This is a genomic window from Palleronia sp., from assembly GCF_042089775.1.
In the GTDB taxonomy this organism is placed as follows: Bacteria; Pseudomonadota; Alphaproteobacteria; order Rhodobacterales; family Rhodobacteraceae; genus Palleronia.
In genome coordinates this window covers 1-23,347 of sequence record NZ_JBELKF010000055.1, presented here as the reverse complement: position 1 = coordinate 23,347, position 23,347 = coordinate 1, and the positions used below count along the sequence as shown (strand labels likewise).

The following is a 23,347-nucleotide window of genomic DNA, read 5'->3' as shown; positions in this document are numbered from 1 at the left end:
TCGGCCATCGCCCTCGCCGCTACCGTCATCTTCTGGTTATGAGTCCAGAGCCTAATCTTCTGGCGAGTGCCTGTATAGGATCAGGGTCCGCTTCTCACACGTCCCAGCCCTACCGCCCCAGCGACGCCATTCGCATCAGCCGCAGCCGCCGCATCGCGGGCGCACGGGTCAGCCGCCCCTCGCGCACCCGCGCAGGGTCAGAGCGTGCCGCGGACAGCACCGGCCGCGCCTCCCACGCCGCAAGCGCCGCCGGGCGCGCCGCGCGGCTGACCGGCCCCAGCCGCGCCAGGCCTGCCTCGGCCAGATCGCGGATGCCGTCGTCGCTCGGGTCCGGCAGCGGCGTCAGCCCCCGCGCCTCAAGCTCGGGCACCGCGGCGAGCCAGCCGGCAAGGCCGCCGGCCGTCCCCACACCGCGCACCGCCGCCGCGTCCGTTGCCCCCAGCGCGCGCGCGGCGGCCCACATCAGGCTGCCCGCCTGGTCGTCGAGGTGTCCGAGCAGTTGCTCGGCGCCAGTGAAGGGCTCGCGCGCGATCTCCCATCGGCGGGCGGCGACTGCTAGGTCCAGAATGCGCGCGCCCTCGGCATCCACCACCTCGGCCAGCGGCGTGACGACCTCGTGCCGGCGGGGGGTCTTGCCCTCGGCGATCTCGTCCAGCGCGTCGCGCCACCATTGCAGGCGGATCTCGGCGATCATCGGCTCGACCGTCACCCACGGCGCGCGCGCGACCTCGACGTTGAGCGCGTATACCGGAAAGAGCACCGCCCGCGCCGCCGGAGGGGCCGCCATTGCAGCCAGGAAGCGGTCCGGGTCGCCATTTCGGACGATCTCGGCGCAGTCGTTGACGCTCATGGTGCCTCTGCGTCGCGGACGAGCTTCCAGTTCACCGCGTCGAGAAGCGCCTCGAACGACGCGTCGACTATGTTGGGCGAGACGCCGACCGTGGACCAGCGCCGCCCCTCGCTATCCATGCTGTCGATGATGACGCGCGTGACGGCCTCGGTCCCGCCCTGGGTGATCCGCACCTTGAAATCGACGAGGTGCATGTCGTCGATCACTGCCTGATACGGCCCCAGGTCCTTGCCTAGCGCCTTCGACAGCGCGTTGAGCGGCCCGCGGTCCGAGCCGCTTTCGTCCATGCTTTCGCTGACGCTCATGTGCTTTTGGTCGCCGATCTTCACGACGACGACGGCCTCGGACAGGCTGACCATCTGGTTGTACTTGTTCTTCCGCCGCTCGACCGACACCCGGTAGCGCTTGACCTCGAAGAACCGAGGCAGCTGCCCCAGATGCCGCCGCGCCACCAGCTCGAAGCTCGCCTGAGCTGTGTCGTAGGCGTAGCCGATGTCTTCCTTTTCCTTGATCTCGCGCAGGATGTCCGCAAGGCGCGGATCACCCTTTTCGACCTCAATCCCCATCCCTTGCAGCCGGGTGCGCAGGTTCGACTGCCCCGCCTGGTTCGACATCGGGATGACTCGCTGGTTTCCCACCGTCGCGGGGTCCACGTGCTCGTAGGTCGCCGGATCCTTGGCGATGGCCGAAGCGTGCAGCCCCGCCTTGTGCGCGAAGGCCGAGGCGCCGACGTAAGGCGCATTGTTCCGCGGCACCCGGTTCAGGATGTCGTCGAGCCGGCGCGAGATCCGCGTGAGCGAGCGGAGACCGTCTGCGCTCACCCCGATTTCGAAGCGGCTGGCATAGGGCCCCTTCAGCGCGAGCGTCGGGATCAAGCTGATGAGATTGGCGTTCCCGCAGCGCTCGCCCAATCCGTTCAGGGTCCCCTGGATCTGCCGCGCACCCGCCTCGACCGCCGCCAAGGAGCCTGCGATCGCCATGCCGGTGTCGTCGTGGCAATGGATGCCCAACCGGTCGCCGGGGATGCCGACCGCGATCACGTCCGAGACGATCTCGCCGATCCGCCCCGGCAGGGTGCCACCATTCGTGTCGCAGAGCACGATCCAGCGCGCGCCAGCCTCGTGCGCCGCGTGCAGACATCCCAGCGCGTAGGCCGGGTTGGCGTGGTAGCCGTCAAAGAAGTGTTCGGCGTCGAAGATCGCCTCGCGCCCCTCGGCCACGCAATGGGCGACGGAGGCGCGGATGTTCTCGACATTCTCGTCGCGCCCGATGCCGAGCGCCGTATCGACGTGGTAGTCATGGGTCTTGCCGACGAGGCAGACCGAGGGCGTTCCCGCGTTCAGGACCGCCGCCAGCACGTCGTCATTCGCCGCCGATCGCCCCGCCCGCTTCGTCATTCCGAACGCGGCAAGGGTAGCGCGCGTGGGACCGACGGATTCGAAGAACGCGCTGTCGGTGGGATTCGCGCCGGGCCAGCCGCCTTCGATATAGTCGACGCCGAGCGTGTCGAGCATCCTCGCGATGACCAACTTCTCGTCCACCGAAAACTGCACGCCCTGAGTCTGCTGCCCGTCCCGCAGGGTCGTGTCATAGAGGTACAGGCGCTCGGTCACGGTAGCTCCTTCAGCGCTTCGGCGTCGAACCCGACACCGGGCGTCAGGGACACACCCTCGCGGCTCATCTTCACCTCGACGCCAGCGGCCGTCAGCCGCGCCTTCAGCGCATCGAGCTCCGAGAAATCCTTGGTCTCCATCGCCTTCGCCCGGATGTCCGAGAACGCGACCTCTAGCGCGGACAGGTCCACCGCCTCGGCCCAGTCGCCGATTTCCGGCGTCAGCAGCCCCATCAGCTGCGCCGAAGCCAGGAGCACTCCCGAATCGACCTCGCCCGAGTCGACGGCGGCGGCAAGCTGGTGCAGCACCGCCTGCGCCCCGGCTGTGTTCAGATCGTCGGACAGCGCCTCGACAACCTGCGGAGCGGGCTGTCCCGGCTCGGCGCCCGCGGTCAGGCTGCGCCAGCGACGCAGGGCGCTTTCGGCGCTTTGAACTTTGTCCTCGGTCCAGTCCATCGGCTTGCGGTAATGCGCCGACAGAAGGACAAAGCGCATGACCTCGCCCGGCGTGCCGTCGTCAAGCCGATCCCTGACGGTAAAGAAGTTGCCCAGCGATTTCGACATCTTGCGGCCTTCGACCTGCAACATCTCGTTATGCAACCAGTAGCGAGCCATCGGTGCACCGTCATGGGCGCAGGTCGATTGCGCGATCTCGTTCTCGTGGTGAGGGAAGATCAGGTCGCCGCCGCCGCCGTGGATGTCGAAGGTCCGGCCCAGCAGCGCCTCGGACATGGCCGAGCATTCGATATGCCAGCCGGGCCGCCCCCTGCCCCACGGGCTGTCCCAGCCGGGAAGGGTCTCTTCGGACGGCTTCCACAGCACGAAATCCATCGGGTCGCGCTTGTAGGGCGCAACCTCGACCCGGGCGCCGGCCTGCATATCCTCGAGCGAGCGGCCCGAGAACTTGCCGTAGTCGTCAAAGCTCGAGACCGCGAACAGCACGTGACGTTCGGCCTCGTAAGCGTGGCCCTGTGCGATCAGCCGTTCGATCATCTCGATCATCCGCTTGATGTAGTCGGTCGCCCGCGGCGTCTGGTCGGGCAGCAGGCAGCCTAGCGCCGCCATGTCCTCGACATACCAGCCGGTCGTTTCGGCTGTGATCTCTCCGATCGAGCGTCCGCTCTCGACCGCCCGCGCGTTGATCTTGTCGTCCACGTCGGTAATGTTGCGCACGTAAGTCACCGCCTCGACGCCATAGACGTAGCGCAGCAGGCGATAGAGCGTGTCGAAGACCACCGCCGAGCGCGCGTTGCCCATATGTGCGCGGTCATAGACCGTCGGGCCGCAGACATACATCCGCACATTCGCCTCATCGAGCGGCTCGAACGCCTCTTTCTGGCGGGTCGCGAAGTTGGTGAGACGGATCATGGCGCGGCTCCTGCGGTCTCGGGCGTCCGCGATGTCGCAATATCCGCCCCGTTAGACAAGGGCCGGCACGAAAAAGGGGCCGGGCTTGCGCCCGACCCCTTCGATCGTTCGATCCGGATGGATCAGAACTGGTAGGCCACGCGAGCCTGGACCGACGTCGCATCGGCGTCGAGGCCAGTGTCGTCGAAGTCGTTGAAGTCATGGTACAGGACTTCGGCACCCACGACCACGTTCGGCGTGACTTTGTAGTCGACGCCAGCACCGATGACGCCACCGACGCCTTCGTACTCACGATCAGCAAGCTCGGCCTTCGCGTAGGCAGCACCCACGACGCCGTAGATCAGCGTGTTGCCGGCATCATAGCCAGCGCGCAGCTTCAGGCGGTGGACCGAGTCGATGCTCAGGCCATCGAAGTCGACGGCGTCATCGTCGTCGTCTTCGCTGCTGATGTCAGCAGCGTTGAGGTCGAGTTCGCCACCAAGAACGAAGCGGCCAAAGTCGTGCTGGTAACCAGCGAACGCGCCACCGATCACGCCCTCGGCGTCGGCTTCGCCGAAGATGTCGTCGATGATGTTGTCATCATCGTCGTCGTCATCACCGTCACCGTCGGCGTCGAAGTCGAGATCTTCGCCGTCGATGCTGCCATCGCCACGGCCGTAGCCGAGCGACAGACCGGCATAGCCGCCCGTCCAGTCCTGCGTCGGCATGACGATCGGCGCGGGCGCCATCGGGACGGGCTCGACCGGGGCGGGGGCGACGCCACCGGCATAAGCGGCACCGGCGAACAGGGCGCCGGCAGCGGTCAGGGTCACGAGTTTCATTATCTGCTCCTTGTCTAACACGATGTCTCCACGAGAAAATCCCATGGAATTTGTCCCGGACATCTGTTGGCATAGACGCCAAAAGGGGGGGGATGTTCCAATCACGAAATTTTCGCTGAGCGCCGTGTTGCACTTTGACGACACTATTTTTGGCGGTTTACCGCCTGCAACGCCCCTGCGACCACAAGGGGTAAACCTAACCCCCTGACTTCTCTTCAAGAATCAGCCATTCCTCCTCGGCTGAACTTAGCCGATCCTGCCGAGAGGCCAAAGCCTCGGTCGCTTTGGCGAACTTGACAGGCTCACGCGCATAGAGATTGGGATCCGCCAGAAGCGACTCAAGCTTCTCAATCTCGGCCTCAAGACGCTCGATCTCGGCCGGGAGCGCTTTCAGGCGGTGCGACTCTGTGAACGTCAGAGCCTGCGCCCCCGCAGGTCCCGCCCCGTTCGACGGCTTCGGCGCCGAGGATGGCCGCGGCTTTTCAGGCAGGACGCCTGTCTCGTCAGGTTTCTGCGCCTGATAGTCCGACCAGCCGCCGGGATAGACCGCGACATGACCGTCGCCCTCGAACGCGACCGTCTGGCTGGCGACGCGATCCAGGAAATCCCGGTCGTGGCTGACCAGAAGGACCGTGCCGTCGTAGTCGGCCAGCAGGTCCTGCAGAAGGTCCAGCGTCTCGATGTCCAGATCGTTCGTCGGCTCGTCCAGAACCAGAAGGTTCGACGGTTTCGCCATGATCCGCGCCAGAAGCAGCCGCGCCTTTTCGCCACCCGACAGCGAACGGACCGGCGCACGAGCCTGCGCCTCGGAGAACAGGAAGTCCTTCAGATAGCCGACCACGTGGCGCGGCGTGCCACGTACCATGATCTGGTCCGCCTGCCCCGAAACCCGCATGTCGGGACTGCCGGTCAGGCTGTCCCAAAGCGTCATGTCCGGGTCGAGCTGCGACCTAGCCTGGTCGAACACCGCGATCTCGAGGTTCGTGCCGTGGCGCACCCTGCCCTCGTCAGGCTCGATCTCGCCCGTCAGCATCTTCAGGACGGTGGTCTTGCCGATGCCGTTCGGACCCACGAATGCCACCCGGTCGCCCCGCCCGATCTTGATCGAGAACGGGCGCAGGATCGTACGGTCCCCATAGGACTTGGTGATCGAGTCGGCCTCGATCACCTTCTTCCCCGACTGCGGACCGCTTTCCAGGTCCATGGCGGCGGTGCCCTGCCGGCGGATCATGTTCGACCGCGTCTCGCGCAGGTTCTGCAGCTCGCGCACGCGGCCCTGGTTGCGCTTGCGGCGGGCCGAGATCCCCTCGACCGCCCATTTCGCCTCGGCCTTGATCTTGCGGTCGAGCTTGTGACGCTGCTGGTCCTCGTCCTCCCAGACCTTGTCGCGCCAGTCCTCAAAATTCTCGAAACCACGTTCCTGCCGGCGGACCTGCCCGCGGTCGATCCAGAGCGTCGCGCGCGTGAGGTTCCGCAGGAACGCCCGGTCGTGCGAGATCAGCACGAAGCCGGTCCGCGTGCCTTTCAACTGCTGTTCCAGCCAAGCGATCGCCCGGATGTCGAGGTGGTTCGTCGGCTCGTCCAGCAGCATCAGCTCTGGCGCCTCGGCCAGAAGCTTGGCCAGCGCCGCCCGCCGCCGTTCGCCGCCCGATGCCTTCGCGGGGTCGGCAGCGGGGTCGAAGGTCAGGTCGTCGGCGACCATCTCGACCTTGTAGGCCTCGGACGGGTCAAGCGACGAGGTCGCGAAATCGCCCAAGGTCGCGAAGCCCTCCATCGAGGGCTCCTGCTCCATGTAGCCGACGGTCGTGCCGGGGGACAGGACCCGGCCGCCGCGATCGGGCTCGACCAGGCCGGCCATGACCTTCATCAGGGTGGATTTGCCCGACCCGTTGCGGCCCACCAGTGCCACCCGGTCGCCCGGTTGCACCACGAGGTCGAGATCCGAGAATACCGGATCGCCGCCGAAGGTCAGAGAAATGTCGGAGAGTTGTAAGAGAGGTGTGCGCGCCATGTTCGCGAGGTAGAGGGCGCCGCGTTCCTTATCAAGACGGCTCGAACGATCGCCCTATGTCGCCCGACATGACCGACACCCCCACGATCCCGCGGGCAAAGACCCGGCCGAAGACGGCGCGTCCGCCGCTCTACAAGGTGATCCTGCTGAACGACGACTTCACCCCGCGCGATTTCGTGGTGAAGGTGCTGCAGGCGGTGTTCCGCATGAGCGAGGGCGAAGCGCTCGACGCGATGCTGACCGCCCACCAGTTGGGCGCGGCCGTGATCGCCGTGTTCACGCGCGAGATCGCCGAAGAGAAGGTCCGCCGCGGCAACGAGATGGGCGCGGCCGATGGCTATCCGCTGACCTTCACCACCGAGAAGGAATAGTCAGCCCGCGACCGCCCGCAGCAGGCGCTGCCGGGCTGGAGGAATGGCGCCGATCTCCACCCCGGTGAAGACGTGCATCGTTCCCATCTCGTCATCGACGACGGCGTGGTCCGACACCCAGCCCCCCATCGTCAGGTAGGTGCGCAACAGCGGCGGCATGGCGGCCAGCGCGCGCCGCGGGTCCAGCGGCCGGGTCAGCGCACGCGCCAGCGCCACCGCGCGCGGCGCCTTCACCCGCGGCAGCCATCGAGGTGGCGCGACGTGGCGCTGGTGCAGGAAGGCGAAGGCATCGGCATGGGTCTTGGCGTCGGTCCCCTGGAACGAGGCGCAGCCGAACAGCATCTCGACCTCTTCCTGGTCCACGATCCGGGTCAGCGCGCCCCAGGCAAGACGCAGGACGTCCGCGTCGCGGTGGTCGGGATGGACGCAGAATCGGCCAAGCTCGACCATCTTGCCGTGAAACGCGCGAAGCTTGCCAAGCTCGTAGTAGCGGGCCGAATAGCTCGCGCCGATCTCGCCCCCGTTCGCCAGCGGCATCAGGCGGAAGGTGCAGACGGCGGCGCCGGTGTCCAGATCCTCGATCAGGACGTGACGGCAGCGGGTGTCGTAGTCGTCGGCCACCTGCCGGTCGGCGGGAAAGACCATCGACCGAAGCGCCAGGCACCGCGCAAAATCCGCATCGGTCCGCGTCTCGAAGGCACGGTAACGGCCCTTCGCGAGAATGGTCATGGCGCGACCCTCACCCTTTCAACGTCCTCACCGGACCTTATCTAGGCTGAGCAACGCAATAGTGGAGACGTCGCAACGTTTCCGTGACAGAGAATCGAGGATTCCATGGAAAAAGTGCAAAAGTCAGACGCCGAATGGCGCGAAGAGCTTTCGGACCTGGCCTACAAGGTGACCCGCAAGCACGGCACTGAACGCGCAGGAACCTACGAGGACTTCCCCGAGGGCCCCGGCACCTTCAACTGCGTCTGCTGCGGCCTTCCGGTGTTCGACAAGGAACACAAGTTCGACAGCGGCACCGGCTGGCCGTCCTTCTATGAGCCCGTCGCTCCCGAGAATGTCGGCACGTCCGAGGACCGCAAGCTTTTCATGAAGCGGACCGAGGTGCATTGCGCCCGCTGCGAGGCGCATCTGGGTCACGTCTTTCCCGACGGCCCCCGCCCCACCGGGCTACGCTACTGCATCAACGGCGTCGCGCTGGACTTCGAGCCCAAGGGCTGAGGTTTCCCTCAGCCCTCTTCGAAGAAGTCGGCCGGGTTGAACGCGCCCACGCTGCTGAAGAGCTGCCGCAGGAAGCTGATACCCTCGGTGGTCTGGGTGGTTGTCCGCCGCGACAGGCGGACGACGCGCCCATCCTCGAGGCCGTAGCGCTCGATATTCGCCAACGTCCCGTTTTCGGCGAAGGAGATCGCGAGAACCTCGCGATCCACCTCTTGCGGCTCTGTCGCGCCGTAGTGGCGGAACCGGCTCTGCACATAATACCACGAGTCCGCGCCCAGAACGCCGGTCGAGGTCGGCCGGCCCACGGCCGCGGCGACTTCTTCGCGCGTCGCGACGCCCACCTGCAGCGGCGCGAGGTCCTCGTCGGGGGGGACATAGCCATGACTGCGGTAGACCGCCGAACAGGCGGCCAGTGACAGGGCAAGCAGGCCCGCCACCAGCAGGCGAAGATGGTTGCTCATGTGGTGCGGTCCCCTGTCCCTTTGCTCTGGCGTTGCCTACATCAATGAACAAGCAACGATCAAGAATGGAGGGCCCATGCCGCCCGAAACCGACGAGACCCGGATCCGGCTGACCGGCACCCGTGCGCGCGAACCGCACGAGTTCGACCTGCGCCCCGGCGAAGATGCCCGCGCGGCTCTCGCCGCCGAGTTCGACCTGTCCGCCCTGCGCAAGCTCAGGCTTGCCGGGCGGCTGGTGCCCGCCGGCAAGCGCGACTGGCGGCTCGAGGCGACGCTTGGCGCCACGGTCGTGCAGCCTTGCGGCGTGACGCTCGAGCCCGTGACGACGCGTATCGATGAAGAGATCACGCGCCACTACATGGCCGACTGGACCGCCCCCGACACCGCCGAGCAGGAGATGCCCGACGAGACCGAGGACGAGCCCCTGCCCGCGGTGCTGGACCTGATGACGGTCATCACCGAAGAGCTGTCACTGGCGATCCCGGCCTTCCCCCGCGCCGAAGGGGCCGACGCGATCGAGGCCGAAGCCCGGCCCGAGGGGGCCGAGCCGATCCGCGATGAGGACACGAGGCCCTTCGCCGGGCTGCGCGATGCGCTGTCGAGGGGCGAATAGCGCCTATTTCGCGGGGCAGGTCTCGGACAGGCCGCCGATCCCCTCGATCAGCGCGAGGTAGACACCGACGCCCTCGGCCCCGTCCTGCCCGGTCAGGGGAAGCGTGACGATGGGCAGGTCGTAGGCCTCGCTGAGGCGTTGCGCCTGTGAGCGGTCATCGCCGGGCGCGGCGAGCAGGCACCCGACGTCGCCCTGTTCGAGCCGCGCCTCGACCTCGCTGAGGTGCCGCACGCCGGGCCGGGTCGCATCGCCTTGCGAGATCGCGCCGGCCAGCGGCAAGTCGAACGCCTCGGCCGCCGGTCCCCAGGCGTCGTGGACGGTCAGGATCGCCCCCGGCGGGTTATCCTGCAGCCGGGCCTGCGCCTCGGAGACGGCCTGCCGGATCACCTCGGCCGCGTGCTCGGCATTTGCGCGGTAGGTCTCGGCGCCGGCGGGCTCGACCTCGCCCAGGGTTGCCGCGATCTCGTCCAGCCAGCCCGCCGTGATCTCGGGGTCGAGCCAGGCGTGCATCGCGTGGTCATGCCCTTTTTCCTCGTGGGCGTGCTCGTCGTGCTCGTCTTCGGCGCGATGGTCCTCGTGCGCTTCGTGGTCATGCTCGGGCGCCTCGAGAACCAGGACCAGCCCGGCAAGGTTTTCGGTCGGCCCGTCGAGCCACGGGGTCAGCCCGCCACCAAGGCGCACGACCAGGTCGGCCGAGCCCAGCGCCCGCGCCTGGCTGGGACGCAGCGACGCGGTGTGGGGATCGTCCCCCGGCTCGAGCAGCGACGGGACCGGCTCGCCGAGGACTGCGGTGGACAGGCCAGCGGTGATGGGCAAATCGGAGATGACGGAAGGTTGGGCCCAGACGGGCGCAGCAACGAGGGCGGGGAGGATTGCGAATCTGAACATGCGGTACTTGCTAGGCCGAGTGTTATACTATATCAACCCCTCATGAGATGCCCCTCGTTCGATCAGCACGATCACGCCGCCTGCCGCGCCGATGCGCTGTCGCAGGCCGAAGCTGCCTGCGCCGCACGCGGCCTGCAGTTCACCCCGATGCGCCGCCAGGTGCTCGACACGCTTCTGGGGGCGCCGAAAGCCATGGGAGCGTACGATATCCTCGAAGTGGTCACGCCGACCGGACAGAAGCGCCAGCCGCCGGCCGTGTACCGCGCGCTCGACTTCCTGACGTCGAACGGGTTTGCGCACCGGCTTGAAAAGCTGAACGCCTACGTCGCTTGCGCCTGCCCCGGCGATGCGCACCGCCCTGCCTTCCTGATCTGCCGCGTCTGCGACCGGGTGGCCGAAGCCACCGACGTCGCCCCGCGCCGGCTGGGCGACGAGGCCGCGGCGCAGGGCTTCCGCATAGAGCGGACCGTGGTCGAAGCCGTTGGCCTCTGCCCCGGTTGCGCAGCATGAGCCTTGCCACGCTCGAGGACGTCACCCTCAGGCGGAATGGCGAGGCGGTGCTCGACGCCGTGTCGCTGTCGGTCGACCGGGGAGAGATCGTCACGCTGGTCGGGCCGAACGGGTCCGGCAAGACGACGCTGGTGCGCACGCTGCTTGGCGCGGTGCACCCCGATGGCGGCCGCGTCACGCGGCGCGCGGGGCTTCGCGTCGGCTACGTGCCGCAACGGCTGTCGATCGACCCGACGCTGCCGATGAGCGTGGGACGGTTCCTGCGCCTGCCGAACCGCCACTCGCCGGACGCGATCCGCACCGCGCTCGAGGATGCCGGCCTGCCGGGTGTGGCCGACCGCCCCCTCGCCGCGCTGTCGGGCGGGCAGTTGCAGCGGGGACTGCTTGCGCGCGCGCTGATCGACGACCCGGAACTGCTGGTCCTCGACGAGCCGACGGCGGGGTTGGACCAGCCGGGCGCGTCCGCGTTCTACCGCCGGATCGAGGAGCTGCGGGACAGCCGGGGCTGCGCGGTCCTGCTGGTCAGCCACGACCTGCACGTCGTCATGGCCGCGTCGGACCGGGTGATCTGCCTGAACGGCCATGTCTGCTGCGAGGGCACGCCCGCCGTCGTCGCCTCGGCCCCGGCCTATCGGGCGCTGTTCGGCGAGGGCACGGGCGGTGCGCTTGCCCTCTACCGCCACGAGCATGGCGGCCACCGGCACGGCCACGCCGCCGACCACCATCACCACGAGCACGAGACCGCGAATGGATGACTTTCTGCTGCGGGCGGCGCTCGCGGGAACGGGGCTGATCCTTGCGACGGCGCCGCTCGGCTGCTTCGTCGTCTGGCGCCGCATGGCCTATTTCGGCGACGCAACCGGCCACGCGGCCGTGCTTGGCGTCGCGGTCGCGGTCACGCTGTCGCTGCCCGTCATCGCGGGGGTGCTGGCGACCACGGCGGCCTTCGGAGTGCTCTTGTTCGGACTGACGCGTCAGGGGACGAGCGCGGACACGGTCCTGGGTGTGCTCAGCCACTCGTTGCTGGCCATTGGCCTAGTGGGCGTGGCGCTGGCGCCGGGGCCACGGATCGACCTCGAAGGGCTGCTGTTCGGCGACATCCTTGCGGTCCGCTCGCTCGACGTCTGGCTGATCTGGATCGGGGGTGCTGCGGTTGCGGCCATCGTTGCGGCACGGTGGAACGCCCTGTTGACGGCAACGCTGGGCGACGACCTGGCGCGGGCCGGCGGCATCAATCCCCCGCGGGACACGGCGCTGCTGACCGGCCTTCTGGCGCTGACGGTGGCGCTGGCGCTCAAGATGGTCGGGGCGCTGCTGATCTCGGCCCTGCTGATCATTCCGGCCGCGGCCGCCCGGCCCTTCGCGCGCAGCCCCGAGGCGATGGTCGCCCTGGCCGCGGCGCTGGGGCTCGCGTCGGTCCTCGGGGGGCTGGGACTGTCGTTCCTGATCGACAGCCCGGCCGGCCCGTCGATCATCGTCGCCGCGGCCGCGCTCTTCGCCGTTGCGCGCGCGGTCCAGCCGGCGCGATAACCGCTGGGATCTGCCTGCCAGTCGCAGGTCGAGCAGCGTGTCGTTTCGGCGCAGCACTAAGCCGCCCGATCCAGGATCGCCCGCGCCGCAGGCGTGAGGTCGACAAGACTGACCACCGCGCCGGGCGGCAGGCGCTCGCCGCGGGGTCAGGACCCCGGGATCAGTGAGCGCCCCGCAAAGCACCTCGGATCTTCCGCGCCGAGCGCCCGATACGGTCAGCCACGTAGCGGCTTTTCGGCGCGGGCCGCAGCGGATAAGCCTATGTGATCGGAGCAGAGAGTGCGCGATGATCGGTGGCATCGACCTGGGCGGCACCAAGATCGAGGCGCAGCTCTTCGATCCGTTGGGCCAGCCCGTGGGTCCGGCCTTGCGCGTGCCCGCGCCGCGGCGGTCGGTCGCGGACCTCGTCACGGCGCTTGCGGGGCGGATCACGTGGCTCGACGCGGCTGCGGGGCGCGCGGAGCCGGTGGGACTGGCACATCCCGGTGCAGTCGATCCCGCGACGCGGCGGCTCTCTGCGGTCAATCTCGTGGCGAGCGGCCATGCCCTTGGCCCCGCCTTGACCGAGGTCGTGGGTCGTGACGTGCCGATGCTGAACGACGGGTTGGCCGTTACCCTCTCCGAGGCGCGGGGCGGTGCCGGGACCGGGCGCGTCGTGCCGGGCATCGTCGCGGGGACCGGCCTGGGCGGGGGCGTTGCCATCGACGGCCGCGTGCCGCCCCGCGCGGGGGGCCGGGGCCTTGGGATCGGGCATGTCGGCCTGCCGGCCCGGGCGCTGAAGCGCCACCGCCTGCCGCTGAGACCCTGCGGCTGCGGCGCCGAAGGCTGTGCCGAGATGTATTGCTCGGGCACCGCCATCGCCTTCCTGCGCAAAGCCGTTCCCGGTGACCCACTGTCGGTCCGGGCGGATCTGCTCGCCCTGTCTGCCGCGATCCTCACGCTCGGCCCCGACGCGATCGTGCTGTGCGGAGGCGCGCCACGCATCCCCCGGATGGATGCGCGGCTGTCCCGCACGCTCGACCGTTACGCCTTGGGCGGGGCGACGCCGCCACCGGCGCGGCGTGCGTCGTTCGGCGACGCCTCGGGCGCGCAAGGTGCTGCGCTCCATGCCGGACCAGCGGCCTGATCAGGCCTTGGGATAGCCCAGCATGTGAACCTTCGCCCCGATCTCGTCGAGAATCGTAGGGTCGTCGATGGTCGCGGGCGGCTTGAACGCATCGCCATCGGCGATCTGCGCCATCGTCTTGCGCAGGATCTTGCCCGAGCGCGTCTTGGGCAAACGCTCGACCACAGTCGCAAGCTTGAAGGCGGCGACCGGGCCGATCCTTTCGCGCACCAGCGCGACCAGCTCGGACTGGATCTGCGCGTCCGTGACCTCGGCCCCCTTCTGCAGCGTCACGAAGCCCATCGGAAGCTGGCCCTTCAGCGGGTCCCTCACACCGATCACCGCACACTCGGCCACCAGAGGATGCGTGGCGAGCACCTCTTCCATCAGCCCCGTCGACAGCCGGTGGCCGGCCACGTTGATGACGTCGTCGGTGCGCGCCATGATCCAGAGGTAGCCATCCTCGTCCATCATCCCCGCGTCGCCGGTGTTGTAGTACCCGGCAAAACGGTCGAGATACGCCATCCGGTACCTCTCGTCATTGCCCCAGAGCGTCGGCAGGGTGCCCGGCGGCAGGGGCAGCTTGATCGCGATCGAGCCGAGCTGCCCTACCGGCATCTCCTCGCCCTCCTGGCCGAGGATGTGCACCTCGTAGCCCGGCATCGGCACGGTGGGAGAGCCGATCCTGACCGGCAGCGGCTCGAGCCCGGCGGGATTGCCGGCGATGGTCCAGCCGGTCTCGGTCTGCCACCAGTGGTCGTAGACCGGCTTGTCCATGACCTTCTGCGCCCACAGGATCGTATCAGGGTCCGCGCGTTCCCCCGCGAGGTAGAGCGCGCGAAGACCCGAAATGTCGTGCCCCTTCATCTGGGCGGCCTCGGGGTCCTCCTTGCGGATGGCACGGAAGGCCGTGGGCGCGGTGAAGAAGGATTTCACGTCGTGCTCGGCGATGACCCGCCAGAAGGTCGAGGCGTCGGGGGTGCCCACCGGCTTGCCCTCGAACACGATCGTGGTGTTGCCGTGGATGAGGGGGGCGTAGCAGATGTAGCTGTGCCCGACGACCCAACCAACATCCGAAGCGGCCCAGAAGACCTCTCCGGGCTCGACGTTGTAGATGTTCTTCATCGTCCAGTTCAGCGCGACGAGGTGCCCGCCGGTCGGGCGTACCACGCCCTTGGGCTGGCCGGTCGTTCCACTGGTATAGAGGATGTAGCACGGGTGATCTCCCCGCACGCCGACGCAGTCGGCCGGCTCGGCGTCGGCCAGCGCCTCGTGCCAGTCGACGTCCCGCCCCTCGGTCATGTCGGCCTGAAGCTCGGGGCGTTGCAGGATCACGCAGAAGTCGGGCTTATGGCTCGCCATGCCGATCGCGCCGTCGAGCAGCGGCTTGTAGGGCACCACGCGCGACGGCTCGATCCCGCACGAGCCCGCGATGACCGCCTTGGGGCGCGCATCGTCGATGCGGGTGGCAAGCTCGGCCGAGGCGAAGCCGCCGAAGACGACCGAGTGGATCGCCCCGATCCGCGTGCAGGCCAGCATCGCCACCAGCGCTTCGGGCACCATCGGCATGTAGATCACGACGCGGTCGCCGGCCTCGATGCCCCGCGCCTTCAGCGCCCCGGCCAGCCGTGCGCAACGGTCCTGCAGTTCAGCGAAGGTGATCTTTGCCTTTGCCCCCGTCACGGGGCTGTCATAGATGATCGCTACCCGCTCGCCGTGGCCGGCCGCCACGTGGCGGTCCACCGCGTTGTGACAGGTATTGGTGATCCCGTCGGGAAACCAGACCGAGCCGTCCCCGGACAGCGCCGTCGTCGGGAAGGTGTCCCACTCGATCGCCTTCGCCTGCTCCATCCACCACCCCGCGGGGTCGGCCCTCCAGGCTGCATAAACCTCTGCATACGTCATGGCTGTCCTCCCATGAAAATCAGTGCCGCCCCCTGCCCTTTCGCGCAAGCTGCCGTCGAGAGTTTAACGCCAACGGGTCCCACCCGTGGCCGTCTCGCGTTAGGAAGGCGCCCATGAATCAGGCGACCGACGACAAAGCCAATCTTCGCGTCCAGGCGGCCTCGGTCTGCGTGGCAAGCATGCTCGTGCTGGCAAAGCTCTGGGCGCTCTACGTGACGGGGGCGTTGTCGGTGGCCGCCTCGTTGGCCGATTCGGGCCTCGACCTGCTGGTTTCGGTGGGGGGTCTGCTGGCGATCCGCTACGCGCAGCGCCCGCCCGACCGGGATCACACCTTCGGACACAGCTCGGCCGAAGATCTCATGGCGTTCATGCAGGCCGCTTTCATCCTGATCTCGGCCTTCGCCATCGCCGCCGCCGCGCTGTCGCGGATCGGCGAGGCGCCGACGCTCGAGGCCGAGGGCGCGGGCATCGGGGTCATGGTGCTGTCCATCGTGCTGACGCTGGGCCTTGTCGCGTACCAGACGCGCGTCACGCGGCAGACCGGCAATCGCGTCGTGGCGGCGGACCGGCTGCACTATATCGGCGACCTCCTCCCGAACCTCGGTGCGATCCTCGCCCTCGCGGCGTCGAGCCTGTTCGACGTGGCGGTGATCGACACGCTGGTTGCGCTGCTGGCGGCCGTGATTCTCGCGGCTGGCGCGCTCAGGATCGGATCGGGAGCATGGGACGCGCTGATGGACCGCGCCGCGCCGGACGAGCTGGGCCGGTTCATCGACCGGCTCGTCGCCGACCATCCGGGGATCGTGGGGCACCACGACCTGCGCACACGAACCGCCGGCGCGCGTATCTTCGTGAACCTGCATCTCGAGATCGACGGCCATCTCAGCCTCGACGAGGCGCATGAGTTCGGCGAGGACATCCGCCGCAAGATCATCGCCCGCTATCCGCAGGCCGACATCATCATCCACCACGATCCTGTCTGATCGGCTTGCACGTCGATCCGTGTCGGGTTAGGTGAGCTGTCAGCGCGGGCGTTGTGTAATGGTAAGACCCTTGCCTTCCAAGCAAGAGATGCGGGTTCGATTCCCGCCGCCCGCTCCAGCTTCCATCGCGCCCTGTGACGTATTGCTCGCTTGCATCCCGGGGGCGCGACAGGGACAACCGCTCCGATTCCAGTTTCAGGAGCCGCCGTGCCACCGCCAAGCCAGACCGAAGACCGCGCGAGATCCAAACGCATCGGCGCCCTGGCTGAATTATGGCCCTTTCTCGCGCGCTACCGCGGCATGGTGGCCGCGGCCTTTGCAGCGCTCGTCCTGACGGCCAGCGTCTCGCTGATCCTGCCGATCGCCGTGCGCCGCGTGGTCGACGGGTTCGAGACTTCGGCCGAAGCGCTTCTGGACAAGTACTTCCTGGCGTTCATCGTGATCGCCGCGCTGATGGCCGTGGGCACGGGCTTGCGCTATTACCTCGTGACCCGCCTGGGCGAGCGCGTGGTGGCCGACATCCGCAAAGCCGTGTTCGACCGCGTCATCGGCCTGTCACCCGCCTTCTACGAAAACATCATGACCGGCGAGGTGCTCAGTCGGATCACGACGGATACGACGCTGATCCTGTCGGTGATCGGCTCGTCGGTGTCGGTGGCGCTGAGAAACCTGCTCATCCTGATCGGCGGACTTGTTCTGCTGATCTACACGTCGGGCAAGCTGTCGCTGCTGGTGCTGCTGCTGGTGCCGATCGTCATCGTGCCGATCGTCGTGCTGGGGCGGCGGCTGCGCGTCCTCAGCCGGCAGAACCAGGACTGGATCGCCGCGTCGTCGGGCAATGCGTCCGAGGCGCTCTTGTCCGTGCAGACCGTTCAGGCCTTCACCCACGAGCCGCTGAGCCAGGCCGCCTTCGCCAAGGTCACCGAGCAGAGCTTCGACGTCGCCCGCCGCCGGATCGGCGTGCGTGCGGTGATGACGGTGCTGGTGATCCTGCTGGTCTTTGTCGGTGTCGTCGGCGTCCTCTGGATCGGTGCGCGGGACGTGCGCGCCGGAACGATGACCGTGGGCGAGCTGGTGCAGTTCGTGATCTACGCCGTGATGGTCGCCGGGTCCGTGGGCGCCCTCAGCGAGATCTGGGGCGAACTGCAGCGTGCCGCCGGCGCGACGGAACGGCTGGTCGAGCTGCTGAGCGCCACCGACAGCGTCGCCGAACCCGCCGACGCGGCCCCCATGCCCGAGCCGACCGGCGCCATCAGCTTTGAGAACGTGCGGTTCTCGTACCCCGCCCGCCTCGAGGCCCCCGCCCTCGAGCACGTCTCGTTTCACGTGGAACCGGGCGAGACGGTGGCGCTTGTCGGTCCCTCGGGCGCGGGCAAGAGCACGGTGATCCAGTTGCTCCTGCGGTTCTACGATCCGCAGGACGGGACCATCCGCATCGACGGACGCGACCTGCGCGAGGCCGCCCGCAGCGACTTCCGCCGCCACATTGCGCTTGTTCCGCAGGACCCGGTGATCTTCGCCGCCTCGGCGCGCGAGAACATCCGCTTCGGCCGCCCCGACGCCACGGATGCCGAGGTCGAGGACGCCGCCCGCGCTGCCGCGGCTCACGAGTTCCTGACCGCCCTCCCCGAGGGCTACGACACTTATGTGGGCGAGCGCGGCGTGATGCTGTCGGGCGGCCAGAAGCAGCGCGTCGCCATCGCCCGCGCCATCCTGCGCGACGCGCCGGTGCTCTTGCTGGACGAGGCGACCTCGGCCCTCGACGCCGAGTCCGAGATGCTGGTGCAGAAGGCGGTGGACCGGCTGGCGCATGGCCGCACGACGCTGGTGGTCGCGCACCGCCTTGCGACGGTGAAGAAGGCCGACCGCATCCTGGTGTTCGAAGGCGGCCGCATCGTCGCCCACGGCACCCATGACGAGCTCGTGGCCGAGGGTGGTTTATATGCCCGGCTGGCACGACTTCAGTTCACGGCGGGGCTCGCGGCGGAATGAGGCGCCGGCCGGCGTCGTCCAACGCGGATCTGCGGGACGTGGCGGCGCAAGGGCAGCACAAGTGGCAGTTCACGGTGTCCGACCCCGACAGGCTGGCCCGCGCCGGCATCCGCGTCTTTCCCAAGGTCGATGCGGGCCACCGGATGGGTGGCGGCTCGGTCCGGTTCGAGACCCCGTCGCAGCATCCGTCCGCGCGGTTCCTGCCCCTGGGCGCCTACTCCTACAGCCAGAGCACGCTCGACCACGTGGCCTTCGTCGGGCGCTATACCTCCATCGCCCGCAATGTCTGCGTGATGGGCGACGAGCATCCGGCCGGGTGGGCGACGACCAGCCCGATCGCCTACTCGGCCCGCCGCCGGGCGATGTGGCACCTTCCGCCGCCCTCCGAAGGCCTGCCCGATTTCGACCCCACCCCCGCCGAGATCGGGATCGGGAACGACGTCTGGATCGGCCAGGACGTACTTCTGAAGGGCGGCATCCTGATCGGCGACGGGGCCGTCATTGCGGCCGGCGCCATCGTCACAGTGGATGTGGAGCCCTACACCGTCGTCGGCGGCGTGCCCGCCCGACCGATCCGCCCGCGCTTTGCCCCGGACCTCGCCCGCCGCTTCGCCGAGATCCGGTGGTGGGACTATGACTGGACCGATCTGGCCGACCTGCCGGTCCAGGACCCGGCCCGCTTCATCGACGCCGTCGCAAGGCGCCGCGCGCGCCTCGATGCGCGGCCCGACGCCCGCGCCACGGTGCGCGCTCATCTGGCCCGGCTCCCGCAGGAGTGACGGCCGAAGGGGCTTGCGCGCGACGCCGCAGCGTCAGACTTTCTCCTGAACTTGGTCTGCGGCACAACCGTCGCAAACCATAGGGAGGACACCGATGGGATACGCCACGCCCGAAGACCGGCGCCGCATTGAGGGCGATACTCCGTGGGAGGAGCGTGACCTCCCCGTCACCGTCTGGCAGCAGATCGAACGCACCGCCGGCCGCTTCCCCGATCGCCCGGCGATGACCTACCAGATGTTCTCGGGCCCCAAGGACAAGGCCGAGACCCTGTCCTGGTCCGAGCTGAAGGACCAGGTCGCCCAGGCGGCGAACCTCTTCCGCGAGCTTGGCGTCGGCCCCGAGGACAAGGTCGCCTACCTTCTGCCCAACTGCAACGAGTGCATCGTCACCTACCTGGGCGGCATGGTCGCGGGCATCGTCAACCCGATCAACCCGCTGCTCGAGCCCGGCCAGATTGCCGCCATCCTGCGCGAGACCGAGGCCAAGGTGCTGGTCACCCTGCGCGCCTTCCCCAAGACAGATGTCGCCCAGAAGGCCGCCGAGGCAGCGGCCTACGCGCCGAACGTGCACCACGTCCTCGAGGTGGACCTGCACCGCTACCTGACCGGCGCGAAGAAGCTGATCGTCCCGCTGATCCGGCCCAAGGTGAAGGTCACCCACAAGGCCCGCGTGCAGAACTTCAACAAGGCCATCGCCGCACAGCCCAAGACGCTGCAATTTGACGATCCGGCCGTCGACCGCATCTGCACGAACTTCCATACTGGTGGCACGACCGGCATGCCCAAGGTTGCGCAGCACACCTACTCCGGCATCATCTACAACGGCTGGCTGGGGGCCGAGCTTCTCTTCACCGAAGAGGACAACCTGATCTGCCCGCTGCCGCTGTTCCATGTCTTTGCGGCCGTGGTCGTTATCGGCTCGTCCATAGCCTCGGGCGCGCATGTCGTGTTCCCGACCCCTGCCGGCTATCGCGGCGAGGGCGTGTTCGACAACTTCTGGAAGCTGTGCGAGCGCTACGGCATCACCTTCATGATCACCGTGCCGACGGCCGTCTCGGCCCTGATGCAGCGCAAGGTGGATGCCGACATATCGAAGTTGCAGATCGCGTTCTGCGGATCTTCGCCGCTGCCGGTCGAGCTTTACAAGCGGTTCGAAAGCGCCGCGGGCGTCACGATATGCGAAGGCTACGGGCTGACCGAGGCGACGTGCCTCGTCTCGATCAACCCGCCGGCCGGGACCAAGAAGATCGGCTCGATCGGGATTCCGTTCCCCTACACGGACGTGAAGATCTTTCATGATACCCAGGACGGCGGCAAGGAATGTCCCACCGATGTCGTGGGCGAGATCTGCGTGTCCAGCCCCGGCGTCTTCGTCGGCAACACCTACGCCGAGGAGCCGAAGAACCATGACCTTTACCACGGCAACTACCTGCGCACCGGCGACCTGGGCCGGATCGACCCGGACGGCTACGTCTGGATTACCGGGCGCGCGAAGGACCTGATCATCCGCGGCGGTCACAATATCGACCCGGCCGAGATCGAAGAGGCGCTGGCAGCCCACGAAGAGGTCGCCATGGCCGGTGCCATCGGGCAGCCCGATGCCCATGCCGGCGAAATTCCCTGCGCCTATGTCGAGCTCTGCCAAGGCGCCACGGCGACCGAAGAGGACCTGATCGAATTCGCCAAGAGCCGCATCAACGAGCGTGCCGCCTGGCCGAAGCATATCGAGATCATGGACGAGCTGCCCAAGACCGCCGTGGGCAAGGTGTTCAAGCCCGACCTGCGCCGCATGGCCATCAAGCGCGTGTATAACTATGCGCTCAGGGATGCGGGGCTTTCGGCACAGGTGGTCGAGGTGTTCGAGGACAAGAAGCGCGGCCTCGTCGCGAAGGTATCGAAGGAGGCGGGGACGGACGAGGCCGCCGTCGCGCGCGTGCTCGGCGCCTTCACCCGCCCGTGGGAGTGGGCCGAAGGCTGATCCCCGCAACGGCCGCGGGGCCGGGGCTCTGCCGAAGCGCCCCGGCCGCATATCCTTCGGCGGATGGTACCCAGGACTCTGCCCTTCGCCCTGCTTTTCGCAATCATCCACCTCGGGATCGGGCACCTCACCCTGCTCGAGCGGGCCCCGCGCAGCCGATGGCTTTGCGCCTCGGGCGGGGCCGCGATGGCCTACGTCTTTCTCCACATCCGGCCCGAGCTTGCCTCGTACGAACACACCTTCATCGAGCAGCTATCGGCCTCGCGCGAGACGGCCGAGAGCCTCGTCTATCTCGTGGCCTTTGCCGGCCTTGCGGGGTTCTACGGGCTTGAGCGGGCGCTTGCGGCAGCCCAGCCGCAAGCGCCCGGACGGACTCCCCGACGCAGGTACCTTATAGCTGCATATCGGCAGTTTTGCCGCCTATAACGCGATCATCGGCTATCTGCTGCTTCACCGCGAAGGGGCCGGGACAGCCTCCCTGCTGATCTACGGGGCGGGGCGGGGCGGGGCGGCGATGGCGCTGCTGCGCGACCAACGATTACGGCCTGCGCCACGATCACCGCCACCGCTACGACCAGACCGGGCGCTGGATACTGGCGGCCGCCGTGACCGGCGGATGGATCGCAGGTCGGCGGATTTAACTGTCCGCGCCGGTGATCGGCTGCCTCTTCGCCTTCCTCGCCGGTAGCGTCGTGCTGAACGTGTTCAAGGAAGAACTGCCGGACGAGCGGGAAAGCTGTCTGGGCGCCTTCCTGCAAGGCGGCGTCGTCCAAGCGGCGCTTCTTCTGGCACTTCGACCCGTCGCGAGGCCGGACCTGAACCAAATCCGCCCGCGCCCGGTTGCCAATCTTGAACACCATTGAAGGAGGCAGAACCATGGCGAAATCCCGCGACCGGATTTGGGACGAGTGGCGCGAGCTGGTGAACATGACGCCGAAAGAGCTGGAAAAGTGGCTCACCACGGACGAATCGAAATCGGTCGGCGATACCGAGGGCGACGGCGACGGCGAAAGCACCGGACACTACTCCGGCCGCCAGATCCTCAAGATCAAGGACACGAAGAAGGCCGATCTCAGCGACGATCAATGGGACTGGATGAACAAGGTGACCGGCTACGTGAAACGCCACTGCGCCCAAGGTGGCCCGCAGGAGGACGTGGAGCATTCTTCCTGGCGCTATTCACTGATGAACTGGGGCCACGATCCTCTGAAGGAGGATGGCTGCCACGGCGGCTGAAAAGCTGCTGCTATGCCGCGCAAAGCGGGAAATTGGCAGGGGCTGAGGGACTCGAACCCACGACCTGCGGTTTTGGAGACCGCTGCTCTACCAACTGAGCTAAACCCCTAGGCCGGCCTTCCGCGTATTGCACCACGCGCCCGCGGTCAAGGCCGGATCGCAACGGAACAAGGCAGGCATCTTGGCGTTCGCCAGATGAATGACGGACCAACCCTGGAGGACCATAAAAATGGCTCTGAACGACCTCAAAGACGTTTATCTGGACCAGATCCAGGACATCTACAGCGCCTGCAGCCAATCGCTTGAAGCGACGACCAAACTGGGTCAAGCCGCCAAGGATGAAGAGTTGGGCAAGGCGCTCGCCGCCGGTTCGAAAGGCATCTCCGACGGCATGGCCAAGCTCGAGCAGATCTGTGGCGACCACGGGATCGACCCGACGGGCGAGCACTGCAAGGGAATGGAAGGCGTCGTGGCCGAGGCACAGGCACACGCGCTGGACGAAGAGTTCGGCTCGGACGACGCGCGCGACGCGATGATCATCAGCCAGTACCAGCGCATGGTCCACTACGCGATTGCCGGCTACGGCTGCTGCGCGGCATATGCCAATCGCCTCGGCTTGGATGGTGATGCGGCACTGCTGAAAGAGTGCCTCGACCAGACCCGCGAAGGCGACGTGCACATGAACAAGATCGCCGAGAACAGCGTTAACCCCAAGGCCGCCTAAGCCTTCGCGCCCGATGAAAGACCAGCCCCGCCCTTCGGCGGGGCTTTTTCGTGTCAGAATCGCCGGTTGTGTAACGATCCTCAGGGTCGTCCATCAGGTACGCCTGGCCGCGGCGCTCGCTCTCGTCGTCGCCTCTGACGGCGGCGCCGGAGTGCAGCCGTACAAGGGTCAGCAGGGTCCCGGTCGGCGGACCAGCACCACTTCTTCCGCGGCCTTCACCGGTGCCGCGGCGACCTCCGACAGGTTGGCGAGCCGCTGGCACAAAGGAAAACGCCCCAACCGAGAGGCCGGGGCGTTCCTGTCATTCCAATGGCTCGGGCGATCGCCCGCGCGTCTTACTCGATGATTTTCGAGACGACGCCGGCGCCGACGGTGCGGCCGCC

Annotated in this window: 24 protein-coding genes and 2 tRNA genes; 16 read left to right on the top strand and 10 right to left on the bottom strand. The window is 67.7% G+C overall.

All coding sequences use genetic code 11. The annotated features are described in order from the left end of the window. Nucleotides 1-109: 109 nt before the first annotated feature. The 5 genes from ACFDS3_RS13330 to ACFDS3_RS13310 form a co-directional block, all read right to left on the bottom strand. Nucleotides 110-850 carry a squalene/phytoene synthase family protein gene (locus tag ACFDS3_RS13330; protein ID WP_375262844.1) on the bottom strand — a complete coding sequence of 247 codons (741 nt, stop codon included), beginning with the start codon at nt 848-850 and terminating at the stop codon, nt 110-112. Beyond that, the gene (gene cimA, locus ACFDS3_RS13325; RefSeq protein WP_375262843.1) at nt 847-2,463 is read right to left on the bottom strand and encodes a citramalate synthase; all 1,617 of its coding nucleotides are present in this window, start codon (nt 2,461-2,463) and stop codon (nt 847-849) included. Before cimA ends, ACFDS3_RS13330 begins: the two co-directional genes overlap by 4 nt. Next, entirely contained in the window at nt 2,460-3,830 is a 1,371-nt protein-coding gene (gene cysS, locus ACFDS3_RS13320) for a cysteine--tRNA ligase (RefSeq protein ID WP_375262842.1), read from the bottom strand. Before cysS ends, cimA begins: the two co-directional genes overlap by 4 nt. Before the next feature lie 122 nt (nt 3,831-3,952). Further along, a complete protein-coding gene (locus tag ACFDS3_RS13315; RefSeq protein WP_375262841.1) occupies nt 3,953-4,651 on the bottom strand; it encodes an outer membrane protein in 699 nt (232 codons plus the stop codon). Nucleotides 4,652-4,847: 196 nt separating this feature from the next. Then, on the bottom strand, nt 4,848-6,662 hold the full coding sequence (locus tag ACFDS3_RS13310; protein WP_375262840.1) for an ABC-F family ATP-binding cassette domain-containing protein: 1,815 nt from the start codon (nt 6,660-6,662) through the stop codon (nt 4,848-4,850). Nucleotides 6,663-6,730: 68 nt separating this feature from the next. On the opposite strand from ACFDS3_RS13310, the gene ACFDS3_RS13305 reads away from it, so the two are divergent. Then, nucleotides 6,731-7,033: an ATP-dependent Clp protease adaptor ClpS gene (locus ACFDS3_RS13305; RefSeq protein WP_375262839.1), complete on the top strand. Its 303-nt coding sequence runs from the start codon at nt 6,731-6,733 to the stop codon at nt 7,031-7,033. Here the strand turns inward: ACFDS3_RS13305 and ACFDS3_RS13300 are convergent, their stop codons facing one another. Beyond that, nucleotides 7,034-7,762, bottom strand: a complete 729-nt coding sequence (locus tag ACFDS3_RS13300) for a GNAT family N-acetyltransferase (RefSeq protein ID WP_375262838.1) — start codon at nt 7,760-7,762, stop codon at nt 7,034-7,036. Nucleotides 7,763-7,867: 105 nt separating this feature from the next. Here ACFDS3_RS13300 and msrB point away from each other — a divergent pair, with 105 nt between their 5' ends. Further along, nucleotides 7,868-8,260, top strand: coding sequence for a peptide-methionine (R)-S-oxide reductase MsrB (msrB, locus tag ACFDS3_RS13295; protein WP_375262837.1), 393 nt, complete (start codon nt 7,868-7,870; stop codon nt 8,258-8,260). 8 nt (nt 8,261-8,268) lie between these two features. Here msrB and ACFDS3_RS13290 read toward each other — a convergent pair whose 3' ends face one another. Next, a complete protein-coding gene (locus ACFDS3_RS13290) occupies nt 8,269-8,721 on the bottom strand; it encodes an outer membrane protein assembly factor BamE (protein ID WP_375262836.1) in 453 nt (150 codons plus the stop codon). Between the two features lie 76 nt (nt 8,722-8,797). On the opposite strand from ACFDS3_RS13290, the gene ACFDS3_RS13285 reads away from it, so the two are divergent. After that, nucleotides 8,798-9,334, top strand: coding sequence for a DUF177 domain-containing protein (locus ACFDS3_RS13285; RefSeq protein WP_375262835.1), 537 nt, complete (start codon nt 8,798-8,800; stop codon nt 9,332-9,334). A gap of 3 nt (nt 9,335-9,337) precedes the next feature. Here ACFDS3_RS13285 and ACFDS3_RS13280 read toward each other — a convergent pair whose 3' ends face one another. Beyond that, complete coding sequence (locus tag ACFDS3_RS13280; protein ID WP_375262834.1) at nt 9,338-10,222, bottom strand: metal ABC transporter solute-binding protein, Zn/Mn family; 885 nt, start codon at nt 10,220-10,222, stop codon at nt 9,338-9,340. A gap of 42 nt (nt 10,223-10,264) precedes the next feature. Between ACFDS3_RS13280 and ACFDS3_RS13275 the strand changes: the two genes are divergently transcribed. From ACFDS3_RS13275 to ACFDS3_RS13260, 4 genes are all read left to right on the top strand, one after another. Beyond that, complete coding sequence (locus tag ACFDS3_RS13275) at nt 10,265-10,732, top strand: Fur family transcriptional regulator (RefSeq protein WP_375262833.1); 468 nt, start codon at nt 10,265-10,267, stop codon at nt 10,730-10,732. Then, a complete protein-coding gene (locus ACFDS3_RS13270; protein ID WP_375262832.1) occupies nt 10,729-11,487 on the top strand; it encodes a metal ABC transporter ATP-binding protein in 759 nt (252 codons plus the stop codon). The genes ACFDS3_RS13275 and ACFDS3_RS13270 overlap by 4 nt, the downstream gene beginning before the upstream one ends. Further along, on the top strand, nt 11,480-12,262 hold the full coding sequence (locus ACFDS3_RS13265; protein ID WP_375262831.1) for a metal ABC transporter permease: 783 nt from the start codon (nt 11,480-11,482) through the stop codon (nt 12,260-12,262). Before ACFDS3_RS13270 ends, ACFDS3_RS13265 begins: the two co-directional genes overlap by 8 nt. A gap of 286 nt (nt 12,263-12,548) precedes the next feature. Further along, entirely contained in the window at nt 12,549-13,388 is an 840-nt protein-coding gene (locus ACFDS3_RS13260; protein WP_375262830.1) for an ROK family protein, read from the top strand. On the opposite strand, the gene ACFDS3_RS13255 is transcribed toward ACFDS3_RS13260, so the two are convergent. Beyond that, on the bottom strand, nt 13,389-15,272 hold the full coding sequence (locus ACFDS3_RS13255; protein WP_375262829.1) for a propionyl-CoA synthetase: 1,884 nt from the start codon (nt 15,270-15,272) through the stop codon (nt 13,389-13,391). It abuts the gene before it with no gap. Between the two features lie 113 nt (nt 15,273-15,385). Between ACFDS3_RS13255 and ACFDS3_RS13250 the strand changes: the two genes are divergently transcribed. The 8 genes from ACFDS3_RS13250 (at nt 15,386) to ACFDS3_RS13215 (ending at nt 22,240) form a co-directional block, all read left to right on the top strand. Further along, a complete protein-coding gene (locus tag ACFDS3_RS13250) occupies nt 15,386-16,255 on the top strand; it encodes a cation diffusion facilitator family transporter (protein ID WP_375262828.1) in 870 nt (289 codons plus the stop codon). A gap of 44 nt (nt 16,256-16,299) precedes the next feature. Beyond that, nucleotides 16,300-16,373, top strand: a tRNA-Gly gene (locus ACFDS3_RS13245). Nucleotides 16,374-16,462: 89 nt separating this feature from the next. Continuing rightward, nucleotides 16,463-18,247 (top strand): ABC transporter transmembrane domain-containing protein, encoded by a 1,785-nt coding sequence (locus tag ACFDS3_RS13240; RefSeq protein ID WP_375262827.1) that lies wholly within the window; start codon nt 16,463-16,465, stop codon nt 18,245-18,247. Beyond that, complete coding sequence (locus tag ACFDS3_RS13235; RefSeq protein WP_375262826.1) at nt 18,244-19,026, top strand: CatB-related O-acetyltransferase; 783 nt, start codon at nt 18,244-18,246, stop codon at nt 19,024-19,026. Before ACFDS3_RS13240 ends, ACFDS3_RS13235 begins: the two co-directional genes overlap by 4 nt. Nucleotides 19,027-19,120: 94 nt before the next feature. Then, nucleotides 19,121-21,004, top strand: coding sequence for an acyl-CoA synthetase (locus ACFDS3_RS13230; RefSeq protein WP_375262825.1), 1,884 nt, complete (start codon nt 19,121-19,123; stop codon nt 21,002-21,004). Between the two features lie 63 nt (nt 21,005-21,067). After that, nucleotides 21,068-21,430, top strand: coding sequence for a hypothetical protein (locus tag ACFDS3_RS13225; RefSeq protein WP_375262824.1), 363 nt, complete (start codon nt 21,068-21,070; stop codon nt 21,428-21,430). A gap of 227 nt (nt 21,431-21,657) precedes the next feature. Further along, nucleotides 21,658-21,867 (top strand): hypothetical protein, encoded by a 210-nt coding sequence (locus ACFDS3_RS13220; RefSeq protein WP_375262823.1) that lies wholly within the window; start codon nt 21,658-21,660, stop codon nt 21,865-21,867. Between the two features lie 13 nt (nt 21,868-21,880). After that, entirely contained in the window at nt 21,881-22,240 is a 360-nt protein-coding gene (locus ACFDS3_RS13215) for a DUF3140 domain-containing protein (RefSeq protein ID WP_375262822.1), read from the top strand. A 33-nt stretch (nt 22,241-22,273) separates the two neighbouring features. Here ACFDS3_RS13215 and ACFDS3_RS13210 read toward each other — a convergent pair. Then, a tRNA-Trp gene (locus ACFDS3_RS13210) sits at nt 22,274-22,349 on the bottom strand. 120 nt (nt 22,350-22,469) lie between these two features. Here ACFDS3_RS13210 and ACFDS3_RS13205 point away from each other — a divergent pair. Continuing rightward, nucleotides 22,470-22,964 carry a ferritin-like domain-containing protein gene (locus ACFDS3_RS13205; RefSeq protein ID WP_375262821.1) on the top strand — a complete coding sequence of 165 codons (495 nt, stop codon included), beginning with the start codon at nt 22,470-22,472 and terminating at the stop codon, nt 22,962-22,964. The last annotated feature ends 383 nt before the right edge of the window (nt 22,965-23,347 follow it).

Excerpts from the sequence above, each read along its gene's own strand:
- ACFDS3_RS13330 (WP_375262844.1), bottom strand. The coding sequence starts at position 850 with ATGAGCGTCAACGACTGCGCCGAGATCGTCCGAAATGGCGACCCGGAC.
- cysS (WP_375262842.1), bottom strand. The coding sequence starts at position 3,830 with ATGATCCGTCTCACCAACTTCGCGACCCGCCAGAAAGAGGCGTTCGAG.
- ACFDS3_RS13315 (WP_375262841.1), bottom strand. The coding sequence starts at position 4,651 with ATGAAACTCGTGACCCTGACCGCTGCCGGCGCCCTGTTCGCCGGTGCC.
- ACFDS3_RS13310 (WP_375262840.1), bottom strand. The coding sequence starts at position 6,662 with ATGGCGCGCACACCTCTCTTACAACTCTCCGACATTTCTCTGACCTTC.
- ACFDS3_RS13305 (WP_375262839.1), top strand. The coding sequence starts at position 6,731 with ATGACCGACACCCCCACGATCCCGCGGGCAAAGACCCGGCCGAAGACG.
- ACFDS3_RS13300 (WP_375262838.1), bottom strand. The coding sequence starts at position 7,762 with ATGACCATTCTCGCGAAGGGCCGTTACCGTGCCTTCGAGACGCGGACC.
- msrB (WP_375262837.1), top strand. The coding sequence starts at position 7,868 with ATGGAAAAAGTGCAAAAGTCAGACGCCGAATGGCGCGAAGAGCTTTCG.
- ACFDS3_RS13290 (WP_375262836.1), bottom strand. The coding sequence starts at position 8,721 with ATGAGCAACCATCTTCGCCTGCTGGTGGCGGGCCTGCTTGCCCTGTCA.
- ACFDS3_RS13285 (WP_375262835.1), top strand. The coding sequence starts at position 8,798 with ATGCCGCCCGAAACCGACGAGACCCGGATCCGGCTGACCGGCACCCGT.
- ACFDS3_RS13280 (WP_375262834.1), bottom strand. The coding sequence starts at position 10,222 with ATGTTCAGATTCGCAATCCTCCCCGCCCTCGTTGCTGCGCCCGTCTGG.
- ACFDS3_RS13275 (WP_375262833.1), top strand. The coding sequence starts at position 10,265 with ATGAGATGCCCCTCGTTCGATCAGCACGATCACGCCGCCTGCCGCGCC.
- ACFDS3_RS13270 (WP_375262832.1), top strand. The coding sequence starts at position 10,729 with ATGAGCCTTGCCACGCTCGAGGACGTCACCCTCAGGCGGAATGGCGAG.
- ACFDS3_RS13265 (WP_375262831.1), top strand. The coding sequence starts at position 11,480 with ATGGATGACTTTCTGCTGCGGGCGGCGCTCGCGGGAACGGGGCTGATC.
- ACFDS3_RS13260 (WP_375262830.1), top strand. The coding sequence starts at position 12,549 with ATGATCGGTGGCATCGACCTGGGCGGCACCAAGATCGAGGCGCAGCTC.
- ACFDS3_RS13255 (WP_375262829.1), bottom strand. The coding sequence starts at position 15,272 with ATGACGTATGCAGAGGTTTATGCAGCCTGGAGGGCCGACCCCGCGGGG.
- ACFDS3_RS13250 (WP_375262828.1), top strand. The coding sequence starts at position 15,386 with ATGAATCAGGCGACCGACGACAAAGCCAATCTTCGCGTCCAGGCGGCC.
- ACFDS3_RS13235 (WP_375262826.1), top strand. The coding sequence starts at position 18,244 with ATGAGGCGCCGGCCGGCGTCGTCCAACGCGGATCTGCGGGACGTGGCG.
- ACFDS3_RS13230 (WP_375262825.1), top strand. The coding sequence starts at position 19,121 with ATGGGATACGCCACGCCCGAAGACCGGCGCCGCATTGAGGGCGATACT.
- ACFDS3_RS13225 (WP_375262824.1), top strand. The coding sequence starts at position 21,068 with ATGGTACCCAGGACTCTGCCCTTCGCCCTGCTTTTCGCAATCATCCAC.
- ACFDS3_RS13215 (WP_375262822.1), top strand. The coding sequence starts at position 21,881 with ATGGCGAAATCCCGCGACCGGATTTGGGACGAGTGGCGCGAGCTGGTG.
- ACFDS3_RS13205 (WP_375262821.1), top strand. The coding sequence starts at position 22,470 with ATGGCTCTGAACGACCTCAAAGACGTTTATCTGGACCAGATCCAGGAC.